This window comes from Amycolatopsis sp. NPDC114504, from assembly GCF_055633595.1.
Genome location: NZ_JBVKDU010000004.1, coordinates 344,084 through 367,834 on the forward strand (window position 1 = coordinate 344,084; position 23,751 = coordinate 367,834).

The following is a 23,751-nucleotide window of genomic DNA, read 5'->3' on the forward strand; positions in this document are numbered from 1 at the left end:
GGCGTCCGCCGACGATTCGCCCCACATCCCCGATGGAGGAAACGTGAGAACCACACTCAAGGCGGCGGTCGCCACGATCGGCCTCGGCGTCGCACTGACCGGGCTGGCCGCACCCGCCGCCCAGGCCGCGTCGGCCTATCCCGTCACGACCACAGTGGACGGTCGCACCGTCAAGGACCCGGACGTCGCGGTCGGCAAGCAGCGCATCGCGAACATGTACACCGCGGGCACGTCGGTGACCCTGGCGTGCCAGGACAGCGGCCCGGAGTACGGCGGCAGCAGCATCTGGGACCTGACCACCGACGGTCTCTGGATCCCGGACGCCTACGTCAAGACCGGCTCGACGTCGATGGTCGCGCCGCAGTGCACCACGCCGCACGCGTACCCGGCGAAGGCGGACATCAACGGCCGCGCGAAGAAGGGCGACGCGGCGGACGCGACCGGCAGCGTGGCGGACAAGTATCTGACCGGCGCGTCGGTGCCGGTGGTCTGCCAGGCCACCGCGTCGGACGAGATCTGGGACTTCACCAGCGACAACCTGTGGGTGCCGGACGCACTGATCAAGACCGGGACCGACGGGTTCGTCAGCGGTGTCCCGCACTGCGACACCGACGGCCTCAAGGCGGGCGGCTCGGCGTACCCGGCGGACTCCCGCGCCGACAGCGCGATCGCGTTCGCCAAGGCGCGCCTGGGTCACACGGACTGGAACAACCAGTGCGAGCTGTTCGTCGAGCGCTCCTTCGGCACCAGCGGCCGGTTCGCCTCGGCCACCACGCACTACCAGTGGCAGAAGGCCAACGGCCGCATCCACACGGGCTCGGTCGCCCCGGCCGGCACCGCGGTGTTCTTCACCAGCACGACCAGCAACGGGCACATCATGCTCGCGCTCGGCGGCGGCGTCGCGATCAGCACCGGCCCGTCGGTGTACCAGACGAGCACGTACGCACAGCGCTCCGACTACCTCGGCTGGGCGTACGTCCCGTCGAGCTGGTAGCCCCGGCGGCGTCGTCGAAATCGATCTGCCACCCGGCGGGCACCAGTGCGCGCTCGAAGCACACCCGGTGCTCGTCGGGTTCGGGTTCGGACTCCATGCCTGTGATCACAGCACGTGACCCCGGCGTCGCAGGTCTCAATCTGAGACGCGACGGAAAAGATCTTCCCCTTTTCACCAAGAAGTTGTTGCCCATTCACCCCGCCCGGTTCTAGCGTGTACCGGGCATTGATCGGACTACTGGGGGTCTCATGTCATTGCGCCACCGACTAGGCAAAGCCGCCCTCGCGGCGGGCATCCTCGCCGGCCTGGTCGCCGCTCCGCCGACGGCGCTCGCCGCGGCCGGGCCGACGACCTTGCCCGCCTCGCAGTACACCCTGGCCGCGAACTACAACCAGTTCGACGCGGTCAACTCCGCGCTGGTCTCGACGCTGGGGACCGCGGCCGTCCACACGGTCATGGACAACGCGAACCACGACCGCACCGCGCTGCCGTCGTCGTTCTCCGTCGCCGGGCTGTCGACGGGTTTCCGGTTCGACAGCGGGGACAACTCCGACTGCGCGAACTACCCGCAGGGCATCACGACCAGCCGCGACGCGGTCGGCACGGCCAACAGCGGCAACTACGACGGCCATCAGCTCGTCGTGGTCAGCTGGTACACGAAGGACGGCTGCGACGGCGGCCAGACCCGCAGCCGGATCACGCTGGTCGACTGGGACGCCACCTACCCGAACAAGTACCGCAAGGTCCTGCTGGTCGAGCCGACCGGCACGGCGGCGGCACCGGACTTCAAGGACATCCCGGTCCACGCCGGCGGCGTTTCCTGGTACGGCGACTACCTTTACGTCGCCGACACCGGCAAGGGCATGCGCGTCTTCGACATGCGCAAGATCCTCAAGACCGACACCGGCGGCACGGCCGACCAGATCGGGCACCAGACCGGCAGCACGTACTACGCGCACAATTACGCGTACGTCCTGCCGCAGGTGGGCTCGATCACGTCGAAGACGACGTCGGGCACGAACCTCGCGTGGTCGTCGATCTCCCTCGACCGCGTGAGCAAGTCGATCGTCATGACGGAGTACACGTGCCCGTCCGGCTGCACGGACTACCCGAACCGCGCCCCGCGGGCGATCCGGTACCCGTTCGCCTCTTCCGGCACTTTCGCCGCCACGACGACGGCGAGCCAGGCCCTGCAGCTGCCCTGGTACAAGCTCAACGGCGTGGCGTCGCACAACGGGCGCTGGTGGTTCAACTCGTCCGGTTCGAAGCAGCTGTACTACTGGACGCCGACCGCGGGCTCGTCGACGTTCGCCTGGGTGGGCAGCGGTGAAAGCCTCTCGTACTGGGAGGACGACACCGCCGCGGATCTGCTGTGGTCACTGCAGGAGGGTGCGGGCAACCGCAACGTCTTCGCGGTCACCCAGGCCACCTACGGCGGTGGCTGAGGTAGCCTGACCCCATCGGACCTCTACGACAGCAACGCGACCCGAGGCGGAAGCACCGCCTCGGGTTGCTGCTTGCTGCCTTGCTGTTCCTGGCCGGAGCGCCCGTCGTCCATTCGGTTTCTGCCGCGTACGACGGTCCCGCGGTGGCCACGACGCAGTCACAGTCCTTTGTGTCCGGTCGGCATGCGGTACCGCGGGTTCCCGCGTCGATCCCCTTCGCCGTTGGTCCGTCTTCGGCCGCCTCTGGTCCTCAGTTGCTCTCGGCTCTGCTCGAGCGGACCGGTGAGGCTTCTTCCGTTGGTGCTCCTCCTCTTGTGCAGTCCAGTCGTGGGCCTCCGTTCTTCGTGAGCTGATCCCCTTCTCCGGCGCCGGTTTTCCGGCGTCGTGCTCACTGCTGCCCTCTCGGAGGACTTCCCTTTCATGTCTGCTGTCGTGTTGAGTCTTCTTGTTGTCACTGTTGTGTTTGCCGTCGGGCTGCTGGTCAGGATGTTCCGGCAGGACGAGCCTCTCTTCGGGGGGCTGGGGATCTGCCTGCTTGTCGGGCCTGGCGCTCTGCTTGCCTTTGTGCATGTAGGTCTTACGGAGTTCTAGGGATGTCGATTCCCTGGCCGAGCGGCCGGGGATCTGGCCGGGTGGCCGGCCAGCCATCGGATGTCTAGACCTGACCAGATGACAACAGATGACGTGAACAAGCCACAGAACCGACTTTCGGAGGAGATTGATCCGATGGGTCAAGGGGAAGCGTCCGGTCGGGTAGCCTGATGTCCGTGTTCACGAAGTGAACATCGATTCCAGACTTCGGCGGAGGCTCCCCGTGACCAAACCGACCCGGTCCCCGGACGCCCGCGCCGACCAGGCCGACATCCAGGCGGTGAGCCGGGTCAGCCAGATCCTCTCGCTGTTCGATCCGGCGACGCCGGAGCTGACCGCCGGCGAGGTGGCCGAGCGGCTCGGGCTGAACCGCACGACGGCGTACCGGTACTGCACGTCGCTCGTCGCGGCCGGCCTGCTGGAACGCAGTGCCGAAGGCAGCTACGTGCCCGGTGGCCTGCTCCTGCAGCTCGGCGCGTTCGCGATCGGCCACCGCCGCGTCGTCAACCTCGCGCCGCGGCACATGCAGGCGCTCTCGCGCGCCACGCAGACCAGCGTCGTGCTGAGCCTGTGGGGGCTCACCGGACCGGTGGTCTCGCGGGTCGAGGAGAACCCCTCGACCATCGTCATCGTGTCCGTGCGGGTCGGCAGCCACCTGCCGCTGGACACCGCGCAGAGCAAGGTCTTCCTCGCCTACCACGCCGACCAGCTGTCGATGGAACGCCTGATCGGCAACCTGTCCGGCACGGCCCGCGACGAGCTGCGCGCGGACGTCGACCGGGTGCGCGCGGCCGGCTACTGCTCGGCCATGAGCACGCCCGGCATCGTCGCGGTGGCCGCGCCGGTCTTCGACGAGTACGGCATCTGCGCCACGATCGCGATCGTGGGCCCGGACAACACGCTGTCGATGGGCGACGACACGCCCGAGCTGCGGGTCGTGGCCGACACCGCGCGCGAGCTCACCCACGAGCTGGGCGGGCACTACCGGCCCGACGACGTCCAGCGGGCGGTGTAGGGCAGCCACGCCGGCGACGGCGGGGCCGGGACGTCCGCGTACTCGCGCGTCCCGGCCAGCGCGCTGCCGACGAAGTCGTCCCGGATCCCGGCGACGCCGTCGACCAGCTCCCGCAGCACGGCCGGGCCGCCGATCCACAACGCCGTGACGACCTCGACGGCCCGCGCGCCCGACGCGAGGAACCGCAGCACGTCCGTCGCGGTGCGGGCGCCGTTCGTGCCGACGATGGGCACGTCCAACGCCTGGAAAGCCTTGCTCACCCAGTAAAGGCTCATCGGCAGGCACCCCGGTGAGCTCCACGCGCCCCACGACCCGAGCACCGAACCGCCCTCGAGGTCGGGCAGGAAGCCCGGGTAGCGGCCGACCAGGCCGACGGCGTCCGCGCCGGCCGAGCGGGCCGCGCGGGCCAGCGCGACGACGTCCGATGCCTGGCCCGGCAGCTTCACGAACAGGGGGACGCCGACGGCGGCCCGCACGGTCCGGACCGCCGCCGTCACACCGTCCACTTCGGTCAGCTGCCGCACCGCGCGCGCCTCACGTCCGTGGGGCGCACCGATGTTCAGCTCGACCGCCGGGACCACCGAAGCCAGCGCCCGCCCGATCCGCGCGGCCGCGACCGGGTCGCCGAGGGTGATGCTGCCGATCACCGGGCAGCCGCGCGCCGCGCCGTGGGCCACGCCCGCGGCCAGGATGCCGAGCCAGTCGTCGAGGTCCACCTGCGCGAGCCCGGACCGGTTCAGCAGGCCGTCGCCCAGGAACGCGGCCCCCGGCTCTCGCACCTGTCCGTCGCCGGCGACGAAGGCGTAGTCCGCGATGTCCAGCTGGCGCCGGGCGGCGGCGCTTTCGTTCACCGACTTGGCCACCACCGCCCCGGCGCCCGCGTCGACGCACGCGGTGATGCCGTCCAGGGTCATGGTCAGCTCCGAAGAGCCGACCCACACCGGGTTGGCGGCGACCAGCCCTCCGAGATCCACTTAGGACAGTGCCGGAATGGTGCTGTCGTCGGCCATGTCGACGTCCTTGGTCTCCGGGCCCAGGAAGCCGCCGAGGCTGATCAGCAGGCCGGCCAGGACGATGAGGACGCCCGGGGCGAGGTGCGCGGGCATGAAGCCGTCGAACCGCTGCAGGTAGAACTGGTAGAACGCGGGAGCGATGAGCGCGAGGCTGTAGCCGACGCCGTAGCCGGTCGAGCGGATGCTCGCCGGGAACCGCTCGGTCAGGTACGCCGCGATCGGGCCGAACGTGCCGACGGTGAACACGCCGATGAGCACGCCGAAGCCGAGCGCCGCGCCGAAGCCGCCGTTCGAGGCCATCAGCAGCGTGTAGGAACCCGCGCCGACCACGACCATCGAGAAGCCGTAGCCGATGTAGAACCGCCGTCGGCCGATGCGCTGGGACAGCACCCCGAACACCGGGTAGGACAGCGCGGCGGCCGCGTTGATGACCAGCATGGTCAGCGTGACCTCCTTGCTGGAGAGCATGAGGTGCGCCTTCAGCTGCGCGGGCGTCACGGCGGCTTCCATGTTGGTCGCGAGCCACGTGCCGGTCATCAGGATGAACACCTGGCCCAGCGCCCGCGGGTACTTCTTCACCAGCCGGACGAACGGTAGCTTGTGCTTCTCGCCGGTCAGCTCGGACGGCGGCTCGTGGACCTGCTTCTGGTAGTAGCGGAACAGCACCGCCGCCAGCAGCGCGCCGACGAAGAACGGGATCCGCCAGCCCCACTGGACGTACGCGCTGTGCAGGCCGGCGGCCGGCAGGAGCTGCAGCATCAGCAGCGTGATCGCGGCGATCACGGCGTACGCGGCGGGCGAGGTCGACGTGATGATCGAGGCGTAGAGGCCGCGTTTGTGCTTCGGGCTCCACTCCATCGCCAGCGGCACCGCGGTCGTGTACTCGCCGCCGAGGAAGATGCCGTCGACGAACCGCAGCGCGATGAGGATGCCGACCGACCACATCCCGATCGTCTCGTGCCCGGGCAGGCACGCGGTCAGCAGCGTGATGATGCCGAAGCCGCCGACCGCGACGAGCGTCGTGCGCTTGCGCCCGACCGTGTCGGCGAAGTGGCCGAAGATGATCGCGCCGAGCGGGCGGCCGATCAGCGTGGACGCGAACACCAGGGACGCCAGCAGCGCCGTCGTGCTCGCGCTGAGGTTGGCCGCCTGGAAGTACGCGGTCGCCGGGGCCAGGACGACGATCGGCAGGTAGATGTCGAACTGGTCGACGAAGTAGGCGAGCGTCCCGCCGCGGACCGCGGCGCGCACCTTGCTCGCGTCCGGGCCGTGCGGGGTGCCGGGACGGGCGGCCGCCTCTGCGGCGCTGGGCGGTGTGGACATCAGCGTCCTCCGTTGCTCCGAACTGAATGTTCACCAAGTGAACGTCAGACACTCTAAATATGCGTCCGTCGATACACAAGAGCGGTCACAGGGTTGACAGCCGGTCTTATAGTGAACTTTGACTTCATAATGTGAACCGAAAGGCCGCTCATGAGCTCGCGTCCCGCCATCGCCTCCGTCCTGGACGGCTTGGTCGACATGCACGTCCACTCCGGCCCCAGCCCGTTCCCCCGCCGCTTCGACCACGTCGAGGCCGCGCAGGACGGCGCGCGCATCGGGATGCGCGCCATGGTCGCGAAGTCCCACCACCACAACACCCAGATGGACGTCCTCGCGATGAAGGGCCGGCTCGAGGGCGTCAAGGCGCAGGCCTTCGGCGGCATCGCGCTCAACAGCACCGTCGGCGGGCTCAACGTGCACGCCGTGAGGATGACCCTGCGCATGGGCGGCAAGGTCGTCTGGTTCCCGACCATCTCCTCCGGCCGGCACATCGACTGCCACCCCGAGGACGGCGCCTTCCCGACCACCACCGTCCCGCTGACGCTGGAGCGCATCGACATCGTCGACGGCGACGGCGTCCTCAAGCCCGCGGCGATCGAGATCCTCGACGAGATCAAGGAGCAGCAGGCCGTCCTCAACGGCGGGCACATGTACCCCGAGTACATCAAGACGCTGTTCCAGGAGGCGCACGAGCGCGGCATGAAGCGGATGGTCGTCAGCCACCCCGACTTCGTCATCGGCGCCGACCCGGCCCTGTGCCGCGAGCTGATCGAGCTGGGCGCGTTCATCGAGCACGAGGTCGGCATGTACGACCCCGAGGGCACCCAGAAGTGGGACCCGAAGAACCTGCTGACCTGGATCGAGGCGCTCGGCCCGGAGCACACGGTGCTGGCGTCGGACTTCGGCCAGAAGGCCAACCCGAAGCCGGTCGACGCGTGGTTACGCGTCGGCGAGGCGCTGCTCGACCTCGGCCTGCCGGAGAAGGACCTGCGGCGGATGGTCCGGGACAACCCGACGTACCTGCTGAACCTCGACGCCTGAAAGGACCTCCCCGTGTACGAAAAGGACGATCCCCGTTCGGCGCTGGCCACCGCCGCCCGGCCCGACAGCGGCGCCCGGATCACCGCCGCGCAGTACCTCGACCTGCGCACGAGCCCGGTGGTGCGCGCGCAGAACGTCATCCTCATCCACACCGACGCCCGCGACGGCGACGACCTCGACAACGGCACCCTGGACGGTGAGCTGGCGATCGTCGTCACCGACGCCTCCCCCGCCTTCACCGTGCTGACCGGCGACGGCGCGACCAAGGTGGACTCCCCCGGGCTCGTCGTGGTCCCGCCGGGCGCGTCGCGGATCAGCGTCCACGGCGACGGGCCACTGGTCCGGCTGGTCGAAGCGACCGAACCGGCGTGGCGCGACAAGCCGGCCAACGCGGACGCCTACGCCGAGGACCACCCGCGAGTCACGCTGCTGGAGCGCTGGCCGGCGCCCGCCGAGGCGCGCGTCCGCTTCTACCCGCTGTCCGAGGTGCCGGACGACCCGAAGCGGTTCGGGCGGATCTTCCGCACCCGCTCGTTCATGGTGAACTTCCTGCCCCTGCAGGACGGCCCGCGCGACCCGCACAAGCTGTCTCCGCACCACCACGACGACTTCGAGCAGCTCTCGCTGGCCGTGCAGGGCGAGTACGTGCACCACATCCGGACGCCGTGGCTGCCCGACAGCAGCACCTGGCGCGAGGACGAGCACGTCCGGATCGGGAGCCCGTCGGTGACGGTCATCCCGCCGCCGACCGTGCACACGTCCGAAGCGAGCGACCCGGGCGTGAACCAGCTGATCGACATCTTCAGCCCGCCGCGCGTGGACTTCTCGGAGAAGCCGGGCTGGGTCCTGAACGCCGACGACTACCCGATGCCGTGAGCGCCCGTACTGGTGGCGGGTTGTTCACCCGCGAAGCCACGCCCGTGGGCACCTGGCTGAAGATCGCCTCGACCGAGCCCGCCGAGATCATGGCGTTCGCCGGGTTCGACTTCGTGGTCGTCGACCTCGAACACGCGCCGCTGGACCTGGTGACGGCGTACCGGCTGATCAACACCGCGGCCGCGCTCGGCATGACGCCGATCGTGCGGGTGCCGGACAAGACACCGTCGACGATCCAGAAGATCCTCGACGCGGGCGCGAGGGGCATCCTCGTCCCGCACGTCGACACGGTCGAGGAGGCCGCGGCCGTCGGGCGGGCGTGCCGGTTCCCGCCGCACGGCGTCCGCGGCGCCGGCGGCACCAGCCGGGCCGGGGCGTGGGGGCTGAAGCCGACCGCCGAGTACCTCGCAGTCGGCAACGACGACGTGCTGTGCATCCCGCAGCTGGAGAGCGTCGAGGCGATCAAGGCCGCACCCGAGATGCTGGCGCTGGACACGGTGGATGCGGTGTTCGTCGGCGCGGCGGACCTGTCGATGTCGATGGGGTCGACGCCGGCGTCACCGGACGTGCTCGACCTGATCGCCTCGGCGATCGCGGCCGCGCACGCCGCCGGGAAGAAGTGCGGGCTGGCCTTCGGCGGAGTGCCGGAGAAGGCCGCGCAGGCGGTCCGCGACGGCTGCGACTTCGTCCTGCTCAGCAACGACACGACGATGCTGGCCGACGCCGCGCGAACCCTCGTCACGGCGTTCCGGGACGCGACCGCATGACGCTGTCCTTGCCCCGCACGGCGTTGTCGATCGCCGAACTGGACGACCTCGACCACGACGGAGTGGTGCGGTTCGTGCGGGCACTCGAGGAGTACGGCCACCGGATGGTCTGGATCCCCGAGGTCGCCGGGCGGGAGGCGTTCACGACGGCGTCTCTGGTGCTCGCGTCGACGTCGACGTTGATCGTCGGCAACGGCGTCGCGCGGGCCCTCGAGCGGGTGCCGAAGTCGGCGGGGTCGGCCGCCCGGGACCTGGCGGCCGGCTACCCCGGGCGCTACGTGCTGGGGCTCGGCGTGAGCGGCGCGGTCCGTGAACGCGGGGTCGGACCGCTCCCGTTCCTGCGCGAGTACCTCGACGGCGTCGACAAGGTGGCGCACGGGGTACCGCGGGTCCTCGGCGCCTACTCGGCGGGGATCACGCGGCTCGCGGCCGAGCGCGCCGACGGGCTGCTCACGTTCCTCGTCACGCCGGAGCACACCCGCTGGGCGCGCGAAACGATCGGCGACCTCTTCCTGTCGGTGGTCCAGTGGGCGGTGGTCGGCCGCTCCCGGGCGGCGGCGCGGGAGGTCGCGCGCGATCGGCTCGCCTACTACCTGACGCTCCCCCACCAGATCGCGAAGCTGAAACGGCTCGGGTTCACCGACACCGACCTCGCGCCGCCGGGGTCCGACCGCCTGCTCGACGCGCTCGTCGCCTACGGCACCCCGGACCAGGTGCGCGAGGCGGTGCGGGCGCAGTACGACGCGGGCGCCACCCAGGTCGCGTTGAGCCTGGTCGGCCCGCTGGACGACGCGAAACTCGACGCCTACCGGGCGCTCGCACCCGAGGAGGATTGATGCGCACGGCCGAGAAAGTCATCATCACCACCGCCATCACGGGCTCGGTGAACATCCCGTCGCAGAGCCCCCACCTGCCCCTGTCGGCCGACGAGGTCGCCGACGCCGCCCTGGAAGCCATCGAGGCCGGGTCGGCCATCGTGCACCTGCACGCCCGGGAACCGGACGGGCGGCCGACGCCCGATCCCGACGTGTTCGAGAAGATCGTCGCGCGGATCACCGCGGAGACCGACGCGGTCATCAACATCACCACCGGCGGCGCGTCCTCGATGACGATGGACGAACGGCTCGCGGCCGCCTACCGGCTGCGGCCGGAGCTCGCGTCGATGAACATGGGGTCGATGAACTTCGTCTACTCCGGCATCGCCGACAAGGTGACGGAGTGGAAGCACGACTGGGAAAAGCCGTACGTGCTCAACACCTACTCGAAGCCGTTCGTGAACACCTTCGACAAGATCGAGCACACACTGCGGACGCTCGGCGAGTCCGGGACGCGGTTCGAGTACGAGTGCTACGACATCGGGCACCTGTACTCGCTGGCGTACTTCGTCGAGCTCGGCCTGGCGAAACCGCCGCTGCTGATCCAGGGCGTGTTCGGCGTCCTCGGCGGGATCGGCGCCGACCACGCGAACCTGGAGCACATGGTCCGGATCGCGGACAAGCTCTTCGGCGACGACTACGCGTTTTCGGCGTTCGCCGCCGGGCGCGACCAGATCGGCTTCGGCACGCACAGCGCGTGGCTCGGCGGGCACGTGCGGGTGGGCCTGGAAGACAGCCTGTGGATCGGCAAGGGAAAGCTCGCGGAGAGCAACGCCCAGCAGGTCCGGAAGATCCGGGCGGTGGTGGAGGATCTCGGCAAGCCCATCGCCACCCCGGCCGACGCCCGCGCGATGCTGGCACTGCGAGGAGGAGCGGCATGAGTCTGCTGACCGGCAAGGTGGTCCTGGTCGTCGGGGCCAGTTCGGGCATCGGCGCCGACGCGGCGCGGGTGTTCGCGTCCGACGGCGCGTCGGTGATGCTGGTGGCCCGGAACGAGGAGCCGTTGGCCAAGCTGGCCGCCGAGCTGTCCGACTACGACGTCGCGTACACGACCGGTGACGTGGCTTCGGCGTCCGATGTGGACGCTTTCGTGGCGGCGACGGTGACGCGGTTCGGCCGTCTCGACGGCGCGTTCAACAACGCGGCGATGGGCGGCGGCGGACGGCTCGACCAGGTGTCCGAAGCGGACTTCGACCGGATCATGGCGGTGAACGTCAAGGGCACGTGGCTGTGCCTGCGCGCGGAGGTCGCGGTGATGGAGCGCCAGGGCTCGGGCTCGATCGTCAACGTGAGCAGCATCGGCGGCCTGCGCGGGAGTTCGGGCATGGGCGCCTACCAGGCGACGAAGCACGCGGTGATCGGCCTGACCCGCACCGCGGCCCACGACTTCGGGCCACTGGGCATCCGCGTCAACGTGATCGCCCCGGGCCCGACGGAGACCCCGATGCTGGACGAGCTGCGCCGCACGATCCCGGGCGGCGTGGAGGCCCGGATAGCGGCGACGCCGTTGCGCAAGGCGGGCACGGGCGCGGAGGTCGGCTCGACGGCGGCGTTCCTGCTGAGCGACCGGGCGAGCCACCTGAGCGGAGTGGTCCTCCCGGTCGACGGCGGCTTCACGGCCTGAGCGGGTGGGGCGGCCGCGGCCGCCCCACCTCCTTGTCACGGATGGTCGCCCGTGGCGAGCGGCTTGGTCACCGACCGTCCACGTGGCACGCTTCCGGTGGAGGAGGCGGTGCCCATGGCCGTCCAGCCGAGCGGGCCGCGGCGGGCCGAGGTGCTCGCCGCGTTGTCGCTCGCCATCGATCTCGGGCTCGGGCAGCCCATGGAGCACATGCTGCGCTCCGCGCTGATCGCGACCCGGCTCGCCGAACGGCTCGGCCTGGACGAAGTGCAGCGCGGCACGACGTTCTACGCCACCCTCGTCGCCTGGATCGGCTGCCACGCCGACTCCCACGAGCTCGCCGGCTGGTTCGGCGACGACATCGCCTTCCGCTCCGCCACCTACCGCGTGAACTGGGCCGGCCTTCCGTTCCTGCGGCTGCTCGCGACGCACGCCGGGCGGGACCGCGCTCCGGTCGCGCGGGCCGTGGTGGCCGCCGCGTTCGTCGCCAGGGCGCGCGGCCGCCTCGCCGGGCTGATCCACTCCCACTGCACCTCCGCCGGACGCCTCGCCGACCGGCTGGGGCTGGGCCCGGACGTCGGCGCCGCGCTGGCCGGCACCTTCGAACGCTGGGACGGCAGCGGCCTGCCCACCGGCGCCCGCGGCGACGAGCTCCCGATCGAGGTGCGCGTCGTGCACCTCGCCGAGGTCGCCGAGGTGTACCTGCGCCGGGGCGGGGTCCCCGCCGCCGTCGCGATGGCCGAAGCACGCGGCGGCAGCCAGTTCGACCCGGCCGTCGTGACGGCGTTCACCGGCGCCGCGAGCGAGATCCTCGGCGGCCTGCTCGACGACGACGTCTGGACGGCCGCCCTGGAGCAGGCGCCCGACCGCGACCGGACGCTCACCGACACCGAACTGGACGACCTGCTGACCGCGATCGGCGACTTCGCCGACCTCAAGTGCCCGTTCGCCCTCGGCCACTCGCGCGGTGTCGCCGCCCTCGCCGCCGAGGCCGCCCGCGGCAGCGGCCTGCCCGAAGCGGACGTCCGGCTCGTCCGGCGGGCCGGGCTGGTGCACGACCTCGGCCGGATGGGCGTGCCCACGAGCATCTGGGAGAAGCGAGGCCCGCTGTCGGAGGCCGAGTGGGAACGGGTCCGGCTGCACCCGTACCTGACCGGCCGGATCCTGCGCCGCGTAAGGGGTCTGGAGCAGGTCGCCGTCATCGCCGCGGCGCACCACGAGCGGCTCGACGGCTCCGGCTACCCGCTCGGCGCGGCCGGCGCGGCACTGGCGCCGCACGCCCGGCTGCTCGCCGCCGCCGACGTCTACCACGCGCTGCGCGAACCGCGGCCGCACCGCCCGGCGCGCGACGCCGTCGACGCGGCCGAGATCCTGCGGCAGCAGGCGCGGGAGTCCCGGTTGGACGCGCACGCCGTCGACGCCGTCCTGCGGGCCGCCGGGCACGCGCGACGACGGCCGTCCCACCCCGCCGGGCTGACCGGCCGCGAGGTGGAGGTGCTGCGCCTGCTCGCCGGCGGCGGCTCGAACCGTGAGATCGCGCGGACGCTGTCGATCAGCGAGAAGACCGTCCGCAACCACGTCGAGCACATCTACGCCAAGGCCGGGGTGTCCAACCGGACCGGCGCCGGGCTGTTCGCGCTCGAGCACGGGATCAGCGGCCTCCCCGGAAGATGAGGCATCCGCCCCATGCGGCGACGGCCGGGCGCGAACGAGGCTGAGTCTCTCAAAAGCAGAGCCCCTCGAAAGGAGCTCACCATGCCCACCCGTGCCGTCATCAGCCTCACCACCGGACTCGAAGACCCCGAGAAGGTCACCGTCGCGTTCCTCGTCGCGGTCGGCGCCGCCGAACAGCACCGCGCGACCCTGATGTTCCTCACGAAGGAGGCGGTCCGGCTCGCGCTCGACGGCTTCGCCCAGGCCACGGCGTGCGAAGGCTGCCCACCGCTGGCCGACCTGGTCAAGCGCTACGAAGCCGCCGGCGGCCGCTTCCTGGTCTGTCCCATCTGCTTCACCGCCCGCCACCTCACCGACGACGGCCTCGTCGCCAACGCGTCCCTCGGCGGCACGGTGCCGATGTGGGAGTGGATCGGCGACGAGCCCGTCACGACGTTCAGCTACTGAAGCCATGACCACCGAAGGCGAACGGTTCGCCCGTGCCCTCGCGGCCCGCGACTCCGCCGCGCTGCGGGCCGTGCTGGCCGGCGAGGTCGACTTCGCCGCACTCACCCCGGGCCGCCACTGGACGGCCACGGACCCGGCGGAGATCGTCGACGACGTGATCTTCGGCCACTGGTTCGGTCCCGGCCGGACGATCCTCGAGCTGTGCTCGGTGACCACCGGCCGGGTCGCGGACCGCGGGCACGTCACCTACCGGCTGCGGGTCGAGCGCGACGGCGCCGACCACCTCGTCGAACAGCAGGCCTACTACACCGCGCGCGACGGCAAGATCGGCTGGCTGCGCGTCCTGTGCTCCGGGTACCGGCCGCTCGCCGGCTGAGACGCCCGTCACGTCGGCGTGGCTCACCGCGCCGGGGTGCCGTCCGCCTGCCATCCTGTGCCGTCAGGAAGACAGGCGGACGGAGGCACCCGTGGGCGTCATCAGCTGGATCGTGCTCGGACTCATCGCGGGTGTGATCGCGAAGGTCCTCATGCCGGGCAAGGACCCCGGCGGCTGCATCATCACGATCCTGCTCGGCATCGGCGGCGCCTTCGTCGGCGGCTGGGTCGGCAAGACCCTGTTCCACACCGACCTCGGCACCTTCTTCGACCTGCGCACGTGGGGCCTCGCGGTCCTCGGTGCGCTGATCATCCTGGTGATCTACCGGATGGCGTTCGGCCGGAGCCGCCGCGACTAGCCGCTAGTTCAGCGCCACGCCGTACGCGCTCAGCGCCTCGCCGACCGGCTGGAAGAACGACGTCCCGGAACCCTTGCCGGACGTGATGCCCAGGCCGACGCCGCCGGCGAACAGGCAGCCACCCGAGTCCCCCGGGTTGACCAGCGCGTTGGTCTGGATCAGCTGGGACACCGAGCCTTCGGCGTAGTTCACGGTCACGTTCGTCCGCGTGACCGAGCCCGACGTCAGGTGCGTGGTGCTGCCGCTCTTGCTGATTCGCTGGCCCACCGTCGCGGTGCCGGCGGAGCTGATCCGCTGCGTCGAGCCGTTCCACAGGGTGACCGCGCCGGGTGCGCTGCCGGTGTTGTTGCGGATCAGCCCGTAGTCGTTGCCCGGGAAGCTCGAACCCTGCGACGGCCCGACGTTCCACGTCGCCACCGCGCGCGTGCAGTGGCCGGCGTCGACGATGTAGTTCACGCCGCCGCGGTTGGTGTTGAAGCCGGCCGAACAGCGGGTGCCCCCGCCGGTGATGGCTTCGCCGTTGTAGATCGCGGCGTGCAGCTCACCCGCGATCCGCTCGACCCGGACGCGGTCGCCGAGCGCCGAAGCGGCTTTCAGCAAGGCGTCGGTGCCGCGCGCCGCGTCCGCCACGGTCAGCACGACCTGGTTGGTCTTCGGGTCGAGGCCGACCGACGTGTGGGCGACCGCGGGCAGCGCCTGCAAGGCGTCCTGGGCGCCGGCCAGTGCGGCACTCGAGTGCCTGACCACCCGGGCCTGCGCGCCGGCCGCGGTGACCCGGTCGGCGGCCGCCTGGTCAAGCACGTTCACGACGGGCTTCGCGGCCGCGTCGAGGTAACCGTCGGCGGCGCGGGCGCCGAGCGCGGCGGTGACCTGGTGCAGGGTCTCGACGCTCGCCGCCTGCGTCCGCAGGACCGCGACGGCGGCGGACTCGCTGATCCCGGCGTCCGCCGCGAGGGAGGCGACCGCGTCGCGCTGCACGTCGGGGGCGTAGCCGTCGATGGTGACGGCGGTGGCCGGGCTCGTCAGGAAGCCGGCGACCGCGGCGGCGGCCACCAGGGTCGTGGCGGAGCGGGCGAGCAAGTGTCTGGTGCGCATGCCGGTACTCGCTTTCACGGGGCTCGTTTTCACGACAGAGCCGGCGCGAGGGATGGCCGCGCCGGTCGCGGTGGGTGTTCCGGTGCGCGCGAGCGTGACCCGCGGCCGGGGCCGGGGGTACCGACTTTCGTCGTACAGGACAAAAGATAGGTATTGGACAATTCGCCCCGCGCACAGTAACCGGACAGCACCGTGCCGGACCGCGATTCCTCATGCGAACACCGGCGCGAGGTCCGCGTAGACGCGGAAGTCGGCGATCAGGCCGTCGGCGCCCACGCGCCAGATGGAGAGCGCCGCCAGCGTCACGCGCTGGTCGTCGAGCCGGGTGCAGGTCACGTCGATGACCGCGATGGCGGTGTCGCCGACCGTCCACTCGCGACGGACGTGGTGGCTCAACCCCTTGACGGTGGCGAAGAAAGCCGCGTTGCCCGCCTCGATCGCGGCCCGGCCGTACATCGGGGCGCCGTCGCCGAACACCATCGTGGCGTCCTCGGCGAACCTCGCCCCGACCGCCTGCCGGTCGGCCATGGGGAACAGTTCCGACGCGCTGACCACCGCGGGTCCCTCCCTCGTCCTCCCTCCGAAGCTACGGACCGCCGGAACCGGTGCCCATACCGAAAACAGGGGGTATCGCCGTCACGCGCGGGTGGCCGGCCACGCCAGGTCGTCGATGGTCAGGAACGGTTCGCCCGCCACCGCCGCCGGCGTGATCCCGGTGAACGCCCGGACCTCGCGGTGCAGGTGGGACTGGTCGGCGAAACCGGCGTCGGCGGCGACGCGGGCGACGTCCTGGCCCGCGACCAGGCGGTGGACGGCGTGGTCGAAGCGGACCAGCCGCGCCGCGCGCTTGGGCGGGAGGCCGGTCTGCGCGTGGAACCGCGCCCACAGGCGCTTGCGGCTCCAGCCGACTTCGGCGGCCAGCCGCTCCACCCGGACCCGGCCGCGGGTCCGGACCAGCCGGCCCCACGCCCAGGCGACCTCGGGGTCGACCGCCGGTCCCGCCTCGGCGCGGCGGGCGAAGACCGCGTCCGTCAGCGCGAACCGCTCTTCCCACGAGGACGTCTCGCTCAGGCGCTCGGCGAGCCGGGCCGCCTCCCGGCCCCACAAGTCGTCCAGAGCCACGAAGGCACCGCTCAGCTCGTCCGGGCGGACGCCGAGGACCCGGCCCGCGACCACCGGCGGCAGGCGGACCTGCACGCAGGCGAAGTCCACCGCCCGGACCAGCCGGGCCGGGCCGAACCCGAGCCCCGCGACGACACTCCCCCGCCCGGCCGCGCCGGAAAGGACGACGGAACCGGGACCGAAGACCAGGGCGACGGTCACGGCCGGCGGCGGGATCAGCCGGAGCCCGGCCGGGGTGCGGCCGCGGTCGGCGAACCCGGCCATCGTGACCCCGGGCAGCCGGCCGGGCGACGCCGGGAGCGCGACGTCCCAGAGTGCTTCTTCGTCCGGCCCCATGGATCCCAAGCTACGCGGAACATTCGTCCAAGCCACCGGCCTCCCCGACCGGCGAGAGTCGGCGCATGACGAACCTCCACGTGACCGACGACGGCCCCCGCGACGCCCCGGTCCTCCTCCTGGTCCACGGGTCCGCGTCCTCGGTCCGCTCGTGGGACGAGCTGCTCCCCCGGCTGACCGGCACCCACCGCGTGGTCCGGGTCGACCTGCTCGGCCACGGGCGCTCGCCGAAGCCGGACGACGCCGCGTACGGCGTCCCCGAGCAGGCCGGGCGGGCCGGCGCGGAGCTGGACCGGCTCGGTGTCGGGCCCGCCGTGGTCGTGGGCCACTCCAGTGGCGGCCTCGTCGCCACCGCGCTCGCCGAGCAGTGGCCCGCCCTGGTTTCCGCGCTCGTGCTGGTGAACTGCGGGCCGAGCCTGGACACCTACACCGGCCCGCAGGTCGGGTTCGACGCCGGGCAGTGGGACCGGCTGACCGACGAGCAGATCCGGCAGGCCATGAGCTCGGCCTTCAGCCGCCCCGGCTACGAAGCTTCCGCGTCGCTCGTGGACGACGTGCGCGGGATGACCTTCACCTCGTTCACCGAGAGCCAGCGGGGCAGCGTCGAATACCTGGCGCGGCAGGCGATCCCGGACCGGCTGCGCGCGCTCGGCACGCCGGTGCTGGTGCTCTTCGGCGAGGAGGACCGGCGGTGGCGGCCCTCGGACGCCCTCGCGGCCTACCGCGCGGTGCCGGGCGCGCGGGTCGTGCCGCTGCCCGGCGTCGGTCACTCGCCGATGCTGGAAGACCCGCCGCGGACCGCCGAAGCGCTGCTGGCCTTCACCGCGTCGCCCACGCTGAACAGTGGCCGAATCAGTCGGTCGAGAGGGAGATCTCGGTCGACTTGATCAGCGCGACCACCGGGGTCCCCGCTTCGAGCCCCAGCTCGGCCACGGCTTCCCGGGTGATCGACGCGGTGAGCTCACCGCCGTCGACGGCGACCTTCACCGCCGCCATCGCACCCCCGGTCGCGACGGCGGTCACCCGGCCGGGCAGCTGGTTGCGGATGCTGATGCCGGTCACCGGGCCGGTGGCCAGCGACACCTCGGTCGACTTGACCAGTGCGCGCACGGCCGTCCCTTCGGCGAGGCCGAGGTCCTCGACGGCCTCGCGGGTGACGGCGGCGGTGATCTCCTGCCCACCGGACAGGCGGGTCTTGACGGTCGCCATCACCTCGCCCGGCGTCACGGCGGAAACCGTCCCGTCGAGCTGGTTGCGGATGCTCAGAGCCATGGCGGGACCCTAGCCGCGCGCCCGAACCGGCGCACTTCGCCGGGTCACCGGAACGGGTCAGCTCACGGCGAGCTCGGCCCAGACGGTCTTGCCGGCGTCGTGCTGCCACTGTCCCCACCGCCGGCTGCACGCGTCGACCAGCAGCAGGCCCCGCCCGCCGTCGAGGTCCGGCCGCCGCGGCCGCGCCGGGTGCCGGCTGGCGTCGGTGACCTCGACCCGCACGTGGCCGGAGTCCCGGGCGAGCCGGACCCGGACCGGGCGGGCACCGTGGCACAGGGCGTTGGACACCAGTTCGTCGAGCACCTGCACCGCGTCGGCGAGGCTGTCCGGCGCCAAGCCGGCCAGCAGGTCCTGGGCCCACGCCCGGACCTGCGCCTGCTGGTCCGCACCCGTGCCGAGCTCGCGCGTCGGGATCGTCTTCACACTCCTTCGAAACCTTGGTGTCTTACCCACTTCCGGCAGTGGGCAAACAAGTCACGGCTCGGCCCACGCGGCCGGTGCCCGGGTGGCAGGATGTGCCCGGTGAGCATGCGCACCAGGAACAACGTGGTCGTGACCGGGCGCGAATCCGGGCCCACGGTCCTGCTCGCCCACGGTTTCGGCTGCGACCAGAACCTGTGGCGCCTCGTCGTTCCCGACCTGGCCGAGCGGTACCGCGTGGTGCTGTTCGACCACACCGGCGCCGGGCAGTCCGACCTGTCCGCCTGGACCCCGGAGCGCTACGGCTCGCTCGACGGGTACGCCGACGACGTCCTGGCGCTGTGCCACGAACTGGACCTGCGGGACGTCGTGCTCGTGGGCCACTCGGTCAGCGCGATGATCGCGGTGCTGGCCGCCAACCGCGAGCCGGACCGGTTCGCGAAGCTGGTGCTGCTGACGCCGTCCCCGTGCTACCTCGACGACGAGGACTACCGCGGCGGGTTCAGCCGCGAGGACATCGACGAGCTCCTCGAAGCGCTGGAGTCGAACTACCTCGGCTGGTCGGCGGCGATGGCGCCGGTGATCATGGGCACCCCGGACCGCCCGGAGCTGGGCGAAGAGCTGACGAACAGCTTCTGCCGCACCGATCCCGCGATCGCGCGCGTCTTCGCGCGGGCGACGTTCCTCTCCGACAACCGCGCCGACCTGGCGAAGGTTTCCGTGCCGACGCTGGTCCTCGACTGCGCGAGCGACGCCATCGCGCCGCCGGAGGTCGGGCGGTTCACCCACGAGCGGATCGCGGGCAGCCGGCTGGTGACGCTCGACGCGATCGGGCACTGCCCGCAGCTGAGCGCCCCCGAAGCCACCGCGGCCGCGATCACCGCGTTTGTGAGCGGCCCATGATGTGCGAAGCCGGCCAGAGCGACCGGGAGAAGGCCGGTCCGGCGTTTTCGGCGTTGCTGGAGGACAGCGCGGAGGACCTCTACGAAAACGCTCCCTGCGGGTACCTTTCGACGCTGCTGGACGGCACGATCGCGAAGATCAACGCGACGCTGCTCGGCTGGCTGGGTCTCGACCGCGACGAAGTCGTCGGGCGCCGCCGGTTCTCCGACCTGCTCACCGTCGGCGGCCGGCTGTACCACGAGACGCACTTCGCGCCGCTGCTGCGCATGCAGGGCGAGCTCGGCGGCGTCGCCTTCGAGATGAAGACGGCGAGCGGCGGCCGGCTGCCGGTGCTGGTGACCTCGACGGTCAAGACCGGCTCCGAGGGCGAGGCGCAGCTGATCCGCACCACGGTGTTCGACGCGAGCGACCGGCGCGCCTACGAACGGGAACTGCTGCGGGCGCGCGACGAAGCCGAGCGCGAACGCGACCGGGTCCAGCGGCTGGCGAGAACGCTGCAGCAGACGCTGCTGCCGCCCGCACTGGCCGAAGTGCCCGGGATGCAGGTGGCCGCGTACTACCACCCCGCGTCGGCCGACCAGGTGGGCGGCGACTTCTACGACCTGTTCCCGGTCACCGGCGACACGTGGGGGTTCTTCCTCGGCGACGTCTCGGGCAAGGGCGCCGCGGCCGCGGTGGTGACGTCGCTGGCGCGCTACACGCTGCGGGCGGCCGCGGTCCACGACCCGGACCCGACCGTCGCGCTCGGCACCCTCAACACGGTGCTGAACCGGCAGTTCCACGGCACCGACCCGCGCTACTGCACCGTCGTCCACGGCCGCATCCGCCCGCACGGCGCCAGCGCGACGGTCACCCTGGCCGGCGGCGGCCACCCGCCGGCGCTGCTGATCCGGGCCGACGGGACGGCGACGTTCCTGACGATCCGGGGCGGCCAGCTGGTCGGCGCCCTGCCCGGCGCGCGGTTCACCGCCGTCGACGTGCGCCTGGAGCCCGGGGATACCGTGCTCCTCTACACCGACGGGCTGACCGAAGCCCGCACGCACGGCCGCACTCGCTACAGCGAGGAGCAGCTGCGCACCGATCTGACCGGCCTGGCCCCGACCACCGCCCCGGCGGTGATCGAGGCGGTCACCGCCCTGCTGGCCGGCTTCGGGGACGGTGTCGAGGACGACACCGCCCTGCTGGCGTTCAGCATCCCGCTGCCCGGAGGCGACAAGCCATGACGAGCCCGTTCTCGACCTCGACCGACCCGGCGGCCACCGGCCCGATCCTGACCGTCCGCGGAGAGCTCGACGTGGCCACCGCGCCCCGGCTCCGCGCCCGCATCGCGGAGCTCACACCGACGGCCGGGCAGCTGCTGGTCGTGGACCTGGCGGGCGTGACTTTCTGCGACTCCAGCGGGATTTCGGCCCTGATCGCGGCCCGGAACGTGGCCGAGGCGGCCGAGGCGAAGATCGCGCTGGTCGCCGTGCCGGCCCGGCTCACGCGCACGCTGGCGCTGACCGGGCTGGCCGACTTCTTCCCGACCTACCCGACAGCCGGGGAAGCCGTCTCCGCCCACGGCTGACGGGTTTCTCGTCAGAGGCAGGGCGGCCGGTAGCCGTCGATGCGCAGACCGCGGAACTCGAGCCGGTTGGGCGTCTTGCCGACGAAGACCAGCCCGCGCGCCTCGGTCAGCGCGGAGGCGAACGAGTACGCGGGGGTGCCCAGCTCCGGCAGCGACGTCCAGTCCCGAGGCTTGAAGCTGAAGAACTTCGTGACGAGCTTCCCGCGGGTCGAGGGCACCAGCGTGAGCCACTTGTCGCCGCCGCTCCAGTGGGACGCCGGGCGCAGCTGGACGTACAGGTCGTCGGTCGCGCGGTAGGTCAGCCAGAAGCCGGCCGAGTGCGAGAGATCGGCCTGCGCCTCGAACTGGTTGCCGAGCCACACGACGGCCACGTGCCACTCGACGCCGACGAACTCCACCTTCGCCGTGTACCGGTGTCCGTCGGGGACGAGAAGGCTCCCGGTGGGCGGGACGGTGGCGCCCTCACCGCTCGCGAGCCACTGCTGCAGCCGGTCGATCGACGGCGTCGAGCACTCGCAGCCGGGCCGCGGCGAGGCGTTCGCAGGCGGGCTGACCAGGGAAAACACGAGGAGGGATGCGAAGATCGCGAGCGTCCGGACGAAGGCGAGGCGCATGCCGGGAAGCTACCAGACCGGGTGTGCCCCGCGTCACGGAATGCGAGTGGATCTCGGGCGCTACAGAGGGTAGGAACCGTACGAATCCCTAGGGAGGGCCATGTCCGCCACCACCACACCCGAAGAAGCCCCCGTGGTCCCGGTGCTCGACGACTTCGACTTCGAGCTCACCGACGGCGCGGCCTGCCGCATCGACGACCCGGACTGCGAAGCCTGCCAGTGAGTCCCGGCGCCCCGGTGCGGGTCGCACCGGGGCGCCGGCTCGGTGTCGCAGCTGCCGGCGTGAGCTGATCCCGACGTTCTCGAAGATCTTGCGCAGGTGCCTTCCTTGGCGAGACAGGCGACCCGCAGCACGAGCGCCCGGCCCGCCCGCGCGTCGGCGGGCAGCCGAGTCGAGCACCGTGCGTTCGTCCTCCCGGCCGAGCGGCCGCGGCCCGTTACCCGGCCCCGGGGGACCACCAGGGTGACTCCCGGGTACGAACGGGCCGGTTCCGCGCGAGAGTGGTCTCGAGCGGTCCGCTCGCCCCACGAAGGAGTTCCGATCATGGACATGAAGCTGGAAGTCGTGGTCCTGCCCGTCGCCGTCGCCGACCGGACCAAACGCTTCTACAAAGCTCTCGGCTGGCGCGAAGACGCCGACATCGCCTTCGGCACCTCCCGGATCGTGCAGCTCACCCCGCCGGGATCGCCGGCGTCGGTCCACTTCGGCACCGGCATCACCGACGCCGCCCCCGGCTCGGTCCGCAGCACCTACCTCGTCGTCGAGGACATCGACGCCGCCCGCAAAGAACTCACCGGCGCTGGTGTCGATGTCAGCGACGTCTTCCACCGCGACGACACCGGCGCGTTCGCCCCGGGCATCCACCCCGACCGCGGCACCTACTCCTCGTTCGCCTCCTTCAGCGACCCCGACGGCAACACCTGGCTGCTGCAGGAGATCACCACCCGCTTCCCCGGCCGCGTCGACGGCGTGACCTACAGCTCGACGCAGAAGCTCGAGACGGCACTGCGTGAAGCCGCCGCCGCGCACGGCGAGCACGAGAAGGAAACCGGGGAGTACGACGAGCAATGGCCCGTCTGGTACGCCCAGTACATGGCCGACCACGCCTGAGCCCGGCGCGGCTCAGTCCTGGTAGCCGGCCCAGGCCACCTGGACGAAGCCGCGGACAAGCGGGCTCCGACCGGCCTTGGGCCACGCCACGACGAGGTCACTCGGCGGCCGGTCCGCCAGCGGGACGACGACCAGGCCGGCCGGCAGGGGCTGGTCGAGCGGGGCGAGCGCCGTGGTTCCGTTCCACAGCACCGCCTGCAGGCATTCCTGGACGGTCCGCAGCACCGGCGCCGCGTCCTCGGGCGCGCCGCCGGTCCAGTAGGCCGTCCACACGGGATCGGTCCCGTCGGGCAGCCGCACCCAGCGGCGGCCCGCCAGGTCCGACGCCGGGACCGAGGCGCGGCGGGCGAGCGGGTCGTCGTCCCGCAGCACCACCCCGACCGGGACGGAGCGGAGTACCTGCGTGCCGATTCCCTTGCTGTCGAAGGGGGTTCGCGTCAAGGCGACGTCGACGAGGCCGGCGCGCAGGCCCGCCGTCGGGTCGCCGAGATCGGCTTCGTGGACGCGGACGTCGACGTGCGGGTGGCGCTCCCGGAACAGCGGGACCAGCCGGCCGCCGACGTGTTCGGCGGCGTCGGCGAGGGTGCCGACGGTCAGCGTCGCCGCACCGGCCGCGGCGGTCACCCGGCCGCGGATCCGGTCGGCCTGCTTCAGGAGCGCGTCCGCTTCGCCGTAGAGCGCGGTGCCGGCGGCGGTGAGCGTGACGCCCTTGGGGGTGCGCTCGAACAGGGCCGCGCCGAGCTCGTCCTCCAGCTGCCGGATCGCCCGGCTGAGCGGCGGCTGCGTCATGTGCAGGCGGCTCGCGGCCCGGCCGACGTGCCGCTCGTCGGCCACCGCGACGAAGTACCGCAGGGCGCGCAGATCCACCTCGACACGATACCCGTGCGGTATCCGA

At 71.8% G+C, this 23,751-nt stretch carries 28 protein-coding genes; 19 read left to right on the plus strand and 9 right to left on the minus strand.

All coding sequences use genetic code 11. The annotated features are described in order from the left end of the window. The first annotated feature begins 43 nt into the window (after positions 1-43). From ACZ7PG_RS31350 to ACZ7PG_RS31360, 3 genes are all read left to right on the plus strand, one after another. On the plus strand, positions 44-994 hold the full coding sequence (locus tag ACZ7PG_RS31350; RefSeq protein WP_470242732.1) for a hypothetical protein: 951 nt from the start codon (positions 44-46) through the stop codon (positions 992-994). 248 nt (positions 995-1,242) lie between these two features. Beyond that, positions 1,243-2,439 carry a hypothetical protein gene (locus ACZ7PG_RS31355; protein ID WP_470242733.1) on the plus strand — a complete coding sequence of 399 codons (1,197 nt, stop codon included), beginning with the start codon at positions 1,243-1,245 and terminating at the stop codon, positions 2,437-2,439. Between the two features lie 814 nt (positions 2,440-3,253). Continuing rightward, entirely contained in the window at positions 3,254-4,045 is a 792-nt protein-coding gene (locus ACZ7PG_RS31360) for an IclR family transcriptional regulator (protein WP_470242734.1), read from the plus strand. Here ACZ7PG_RS31360 and ACZ7PG_RS31365 read toward each other — a convergent pair. Both ACZ7PG_RS31365 and ACZ7PG_RS31370 read right to left on the minus strand, forming a co-directional pair. After that, the gene (locus ACZ7PG_RS31365; RefSeq protein ID WP_470242735.1) at positions 4,012-5,019 is read right to left on the minus strand and encodes a hypothetical protein; all 1,008 of its coding nucleotides are present in this window, start codon (positions 5,017-5,019) and stop codon (positions 4,012-4,014) included. The two genes, ACZ7PG_RS31360 and ACZ7PG_RS31365, sit on opposite strands and share 34 nt — an antisense overlap. Further along, positions 5,020-6,381 (minus strand): MFS transporter, encoded by a 1,362-nt coding sequence (locus ACZ7PG_RS31370; protein ID WP_470242736.1) that lies wholly within the window; start codon positions 6,379-6,381, stop codon positions 5,020-5,022. Positions 6,382-6,531: 150 nt separating this feature from the next. On the opposite strand from ACZ7PG_RS31370, the gene ACZ7PG_RS31375 reads away from it, so the two are divergent. The 10 genes from ACZ7PG_RS31375 to ACZ7PG_RS31420 all read left to right on the plus strand — a co-directional run bounded on the left by ACZ7PG_RS31375 (position 6,532) and on the right by ACZ7PG_RS31420 (position 14,416). Continuing rightward, on the plus strand, positions 6,532-7,422 hold the full coding sequence (locus ACZ7PG_RS31375; RefSeq protein ID WP_470242737.1) for a DUF6282 family protein: 891 nt from the start codon (positions 6,532-6,534) through the stop codon (positions 7,420-7,422). Positions 7,423-7,434: 12 nt separating this feature from the next. Continuing rightward, the gene (locus ACZ7PG_RS31380; RefSeq protein ID WP_470242738.1) at positions 7,435-8,298 is read left to right on the plus strand and encodes a cupin domain-containing protein; all 864 of its coding nucleotides are present in this window, start codon (positions 7,435-7,437) and stop codon (positions 8,296-8,298) included. Further along, the gene (locus ACZ7PG_RS31385; RefSeq protein WP_470242739.1) at positions 8,295-9,065 is read left to right on the plus strand and encodes an HpcH/HpaI aldolase family protein; all 771 of its coding nucleotides are present in this window, start codon (positions 8,295-8,297) and stop codon (positions 9,063-9,065) included. Before ACZ7PG_RS31380 ends, ACZ7PG_RS31385 begins: the two co-directional genes overlap by 4 nt. Then, positions 9,062-9,901, plus strand: coding sequence for an LLM class flavin-dependent oxidoreductase (locus ACZ7PG_RS31390; RefSeq protein WP_470242740.1), 840 nt, complete (start codon positions 9,062-9,064; stop codon positions 9,899-9,901). The genes ACZ7PG_RS31385 and ACZ7PG_RS31390 overlap by 4 nt, the downstream gene beginning before the upstream one ends. Continuing rightward, positions 9,901-10,821: a 3,5-dioxohexanoate:acetyl-CoA acetone transferase gene (gene kce, locus ACZ7PG_RS31395; RefSeq protein WP_470242741.1), complete on the plus strand. Its 921-nt coding sequence runs from the start codon at positions 9,901-9,903 to the stop codon at positions 10,819-10,821. The genes ACZ7PG_RS31390 and kce overlap by 1 nt, the downstream gene beginning before the upstream one ends. After that, positions 10,818-11,564: an SDR family NAD(P)-dependent oxidoreductase gene (locus ACZ7PG_RS31400; RefSeq protein WP_470242742.1), complete on the plus strand. Its 747-nt coding sequence runs from the start codon at positions 10,818-10,820 to the stop codon at positions 11,562-11,564. Before kce ends, ACZ7PG_RS31400 begins: the two co-directional genes overlap by 4 nt. A gap of 114 nt (positions 11,565-11,678) precedes the next feature. Then, positions 11,679-13,235 carry an HD domain-containing phosphohydrolase gene (locus ACZ7PG_RS31405; RefSeq protein WP_470242743.1) on the plus strand — a complete coding sequence of 519 codons (1,557 nt, stop codon included), beginning with the start codon at positions 11,679-11,681 and terminating at the stop codon, positions 13,233-13,235. Positions 13,236-13,316: 81 nt separating this feature from the next. After that, positions 13,317-13,682 (plus strand): DsrE family protein, encoded by a 366-nt coding sequence (locus tag ACZ7PG_RS31410; protein WP_470242744.1) that lies wholly within the window; start codon positions 13,317-13,319, stop codon positions 13,680-13,682. A gap of 4 nt (positions 13,683-13,686) precedes the next feature. After that, positions 13,687-14,058, plus strand: a complete 372-nt coding sequence (locus tag ACZ7PG_RS31415; RefSeq protein ID WP_470242745.1) for a hypothetical protein — start codon at positions 13,687-13,689, stop codon at positions 14,056-14,058. 91 nt (positions 14,059-14,149) lie between these two features. After that, positions 14,150-14,416: a GlsB/YeaQ/YmgE family stress response membrane protein gene (locus ACZ7PG_RS31420; protein ID WP_155547145.1), complete on the plus strand. Its 267-nt coding sequence runs from the start codon at positions 14,150-14,152 to the stop codon at positions 14,414-14,416. A 3-nt stretch (positions 14,417-14,419) separates the two neighbouring features. Here the strand turns inward: ACZ7PG_RS31420 and ACZ7PG_RS31425 are convergent, their stop codons facing one another. The 3 genes from ACZ7PG_RS31425 to ACZ7PG_RS31435 form a co-directional block, all read right to left on the minus strand. Next, positions 14,420-15,511, minus strand: a complete 1,092-nt coding sequence (locus ACZ7PG_RS31425) for a S1 family peptidase (protein ID WP_470242746.1) — start codon at positions 15,509-15,511, stop codon at positions 14,420-14,422. Positions 15,512-15,721: 210 nt separating this feature from the next. Further along, positions 15,722-16,066, minus strand: a complete 345-nt coding sequence (locus tag ACZ7PG_RS31430; protein ID WP_470242747.1) for a nuclear transport factor 2 family protein — start codon at positions 16,064-16,066, stop codon at positions 15,722-15,724. Positions 16,067-16,147: 81 nt separating this feature from the next. Then, positions 16,148-16,969, minus strand: coding sequence for a helix-turn-helix domain-containing protein (locus ACZ7PG_RS31435; RefSeq protein ID WP_470242748.1), 822 nt, complete (start codon positions 16,967-16,969; stop codon positions 16,148-16,150). Positions 16,970-17,034: 65 nt separating this feature from the next. On the opposite strand from ACZ7PG_RS31435, the gene ACZ7PG_RS31440 reads away from it, so the two are divergent. Then, complete coding sequence (locus ACZ7PG_RS31440) at positions 17,035-17,856, plus strand: alpha/beta fold hydrolase (protein ID WP_470242749.1); 822 nt, start codon at positions 17,035-17,037, stop codon at positions 17,854-17,856. On the opposite strand, the gene ACZ7PG_RS31445 is transcribed toward ACZ7PG_RS31440, so the two are convergent. Together ACZ7PG_RS31445 and ACZ7PG_RS31450 are read right to left on the minus strand one after the other, a co-directional pair. Continuing rightward, positions 17,822-18,241 carry a TOBE domain-containing protein gene (locus ACZ7PG_RS31445; RefSeq protein ID WP_470242750.1) on the minus strand — a complete coding sequence of 140 codons (420 nt, stop codon included), beginning with the start codon at positions 18,239-18,241 and terminating at the stop codon, positions 17,822-17,824. The genes ACZ7PG_RS31440 and ACZ7PG_RS31445 overlap by 35 nt on opposite strands. A gap of 57 nt (positions 18,242-18,298) precedes the next feature. Further along, positions 18,299-18,664 carry an ATP-binding protein gene (locus tag ACZ7PG_RS31450; RefSeq protein WP_470242751.1) on the minus strand — a complete coding sequence of 122 codons (366 nt, stop codon included), beginning with the start codon at positions 18,662-18,664 and terminating at the stop codon, positions 18,299-18,301. A 99-nt stretch (positions 18,665-18,763) separates the two neighbouring features. On the opposite strand from ACZ7PG_RS31450, the gene ACZ7PG_RS31455 reads away from it, so the two are divergent. Genes ACZ7PG_RS31455 through ACZ7PG_RS31465 form a run of 3 tightly spaced genes read left to right on the plus strand, consistent with a single transcriptional unit; the run spans position 18,764 to position 21,131 of the window. After that, entirely contained in the window at positions 18,764-19,564 is an 801-nt protein-coding gene (locus ACZ7PG_RS31455; RefSeq protein ID WP_470242752.1) for an alpha/beta fold hydrolase, read from the plus strand. Further along, positions 19,561-20,787, plus strand: a complete 1,227-nt coding sequence (locus tag ACZ7PG_RS31460) for a PP2C family protein-serine/threonine phosphatase (protein ID WP_470242753.1) — start codon at positions 19,561-19,563, stop codon at positions 20,785-20,787. Before ACZ7PG_RS31455 ends, ACZ7PG_RS31460 begins: the two co-directional genes overlap by 4 nt. Next, a complete protein-coding gene (locus ACZ7PG_RS31465; RefSeq protein WP_470242754.1) occupies positions 20,784-21,131 on the plus strand; it encodes an STAS domain-containing protein in 348 nt (115 codons plus the stop codon). The genes ACZ7PG_RS31460 and ACZ7PG_RS31465 overlap by 4 nt, the downstream gene beginning before the upstream one ends. Positions 21,132-21,142: 11 nt before the next feature. Here the strand turns inward: ACZ7PG_RS31465 and ACZ7PG_RS31470 are convergent, their stop codons facing one another. Beyond that, complete coding sequence (locus ACZ7PG_RS31470; protein WP_470242755.1) at positions 21,143-21,745, minus strand: hypothetical protein; 603 nt, start codon at positions 21,743-21,745, stop codon at positions 21,143-21,145. Between the two features lie 100 nt (positions 21,746-21,845). Here ACZ7PG_RS31470 and ACZ7PG_RS31475 point away from each other — a divergent pair, with 100 nt between their 5' ends. Together ACZ7PG_RS31475 and ACZ7PG_RS31480 are read left to right on the plus strand one after the other, a co-directional pair. Beyond that, positions 21,846-21,968, plus strand: coding sequence for a hypothetical protein (locus ACZ7PG_RS31475; RefSeq protein ID WP_470242756.1), 123 nt, complete (start codon positions 21,846-21,848; stop codon positions 21,966-21,968). 321 nt (positions 21,969-22,289) lie between these two features. Further along, positions 22,290-22,856: a VOC family protein gene (locus ACZ7PG_RS31480; protein ID WP_470242757.1), complete on the plus strand. Its 567-nt coding sequence runs from the start codon at positions 22,290-22,292 to the stop codon at positions 22,854-22,856. Between the two features lie 12 nt (positions 22,857-22,868). Here ACZ7PG_RS31480 and ACZ7PG_RS31485 read toward each other — a convergent pair whose 3' ends face one another. Continuing rightward, a complete protein-coding gene (locus ACZ7PG_RS31485) occupies positions 22,869-23,723 on the minus strand; it encodes a LysR family transcriptional regulator (protein WP_470242758.1) in 855 nt (284 codons plus the stop codon). Between the last annotated feature and the right edge of the window lie 28 nt (positions 23,724-23,751).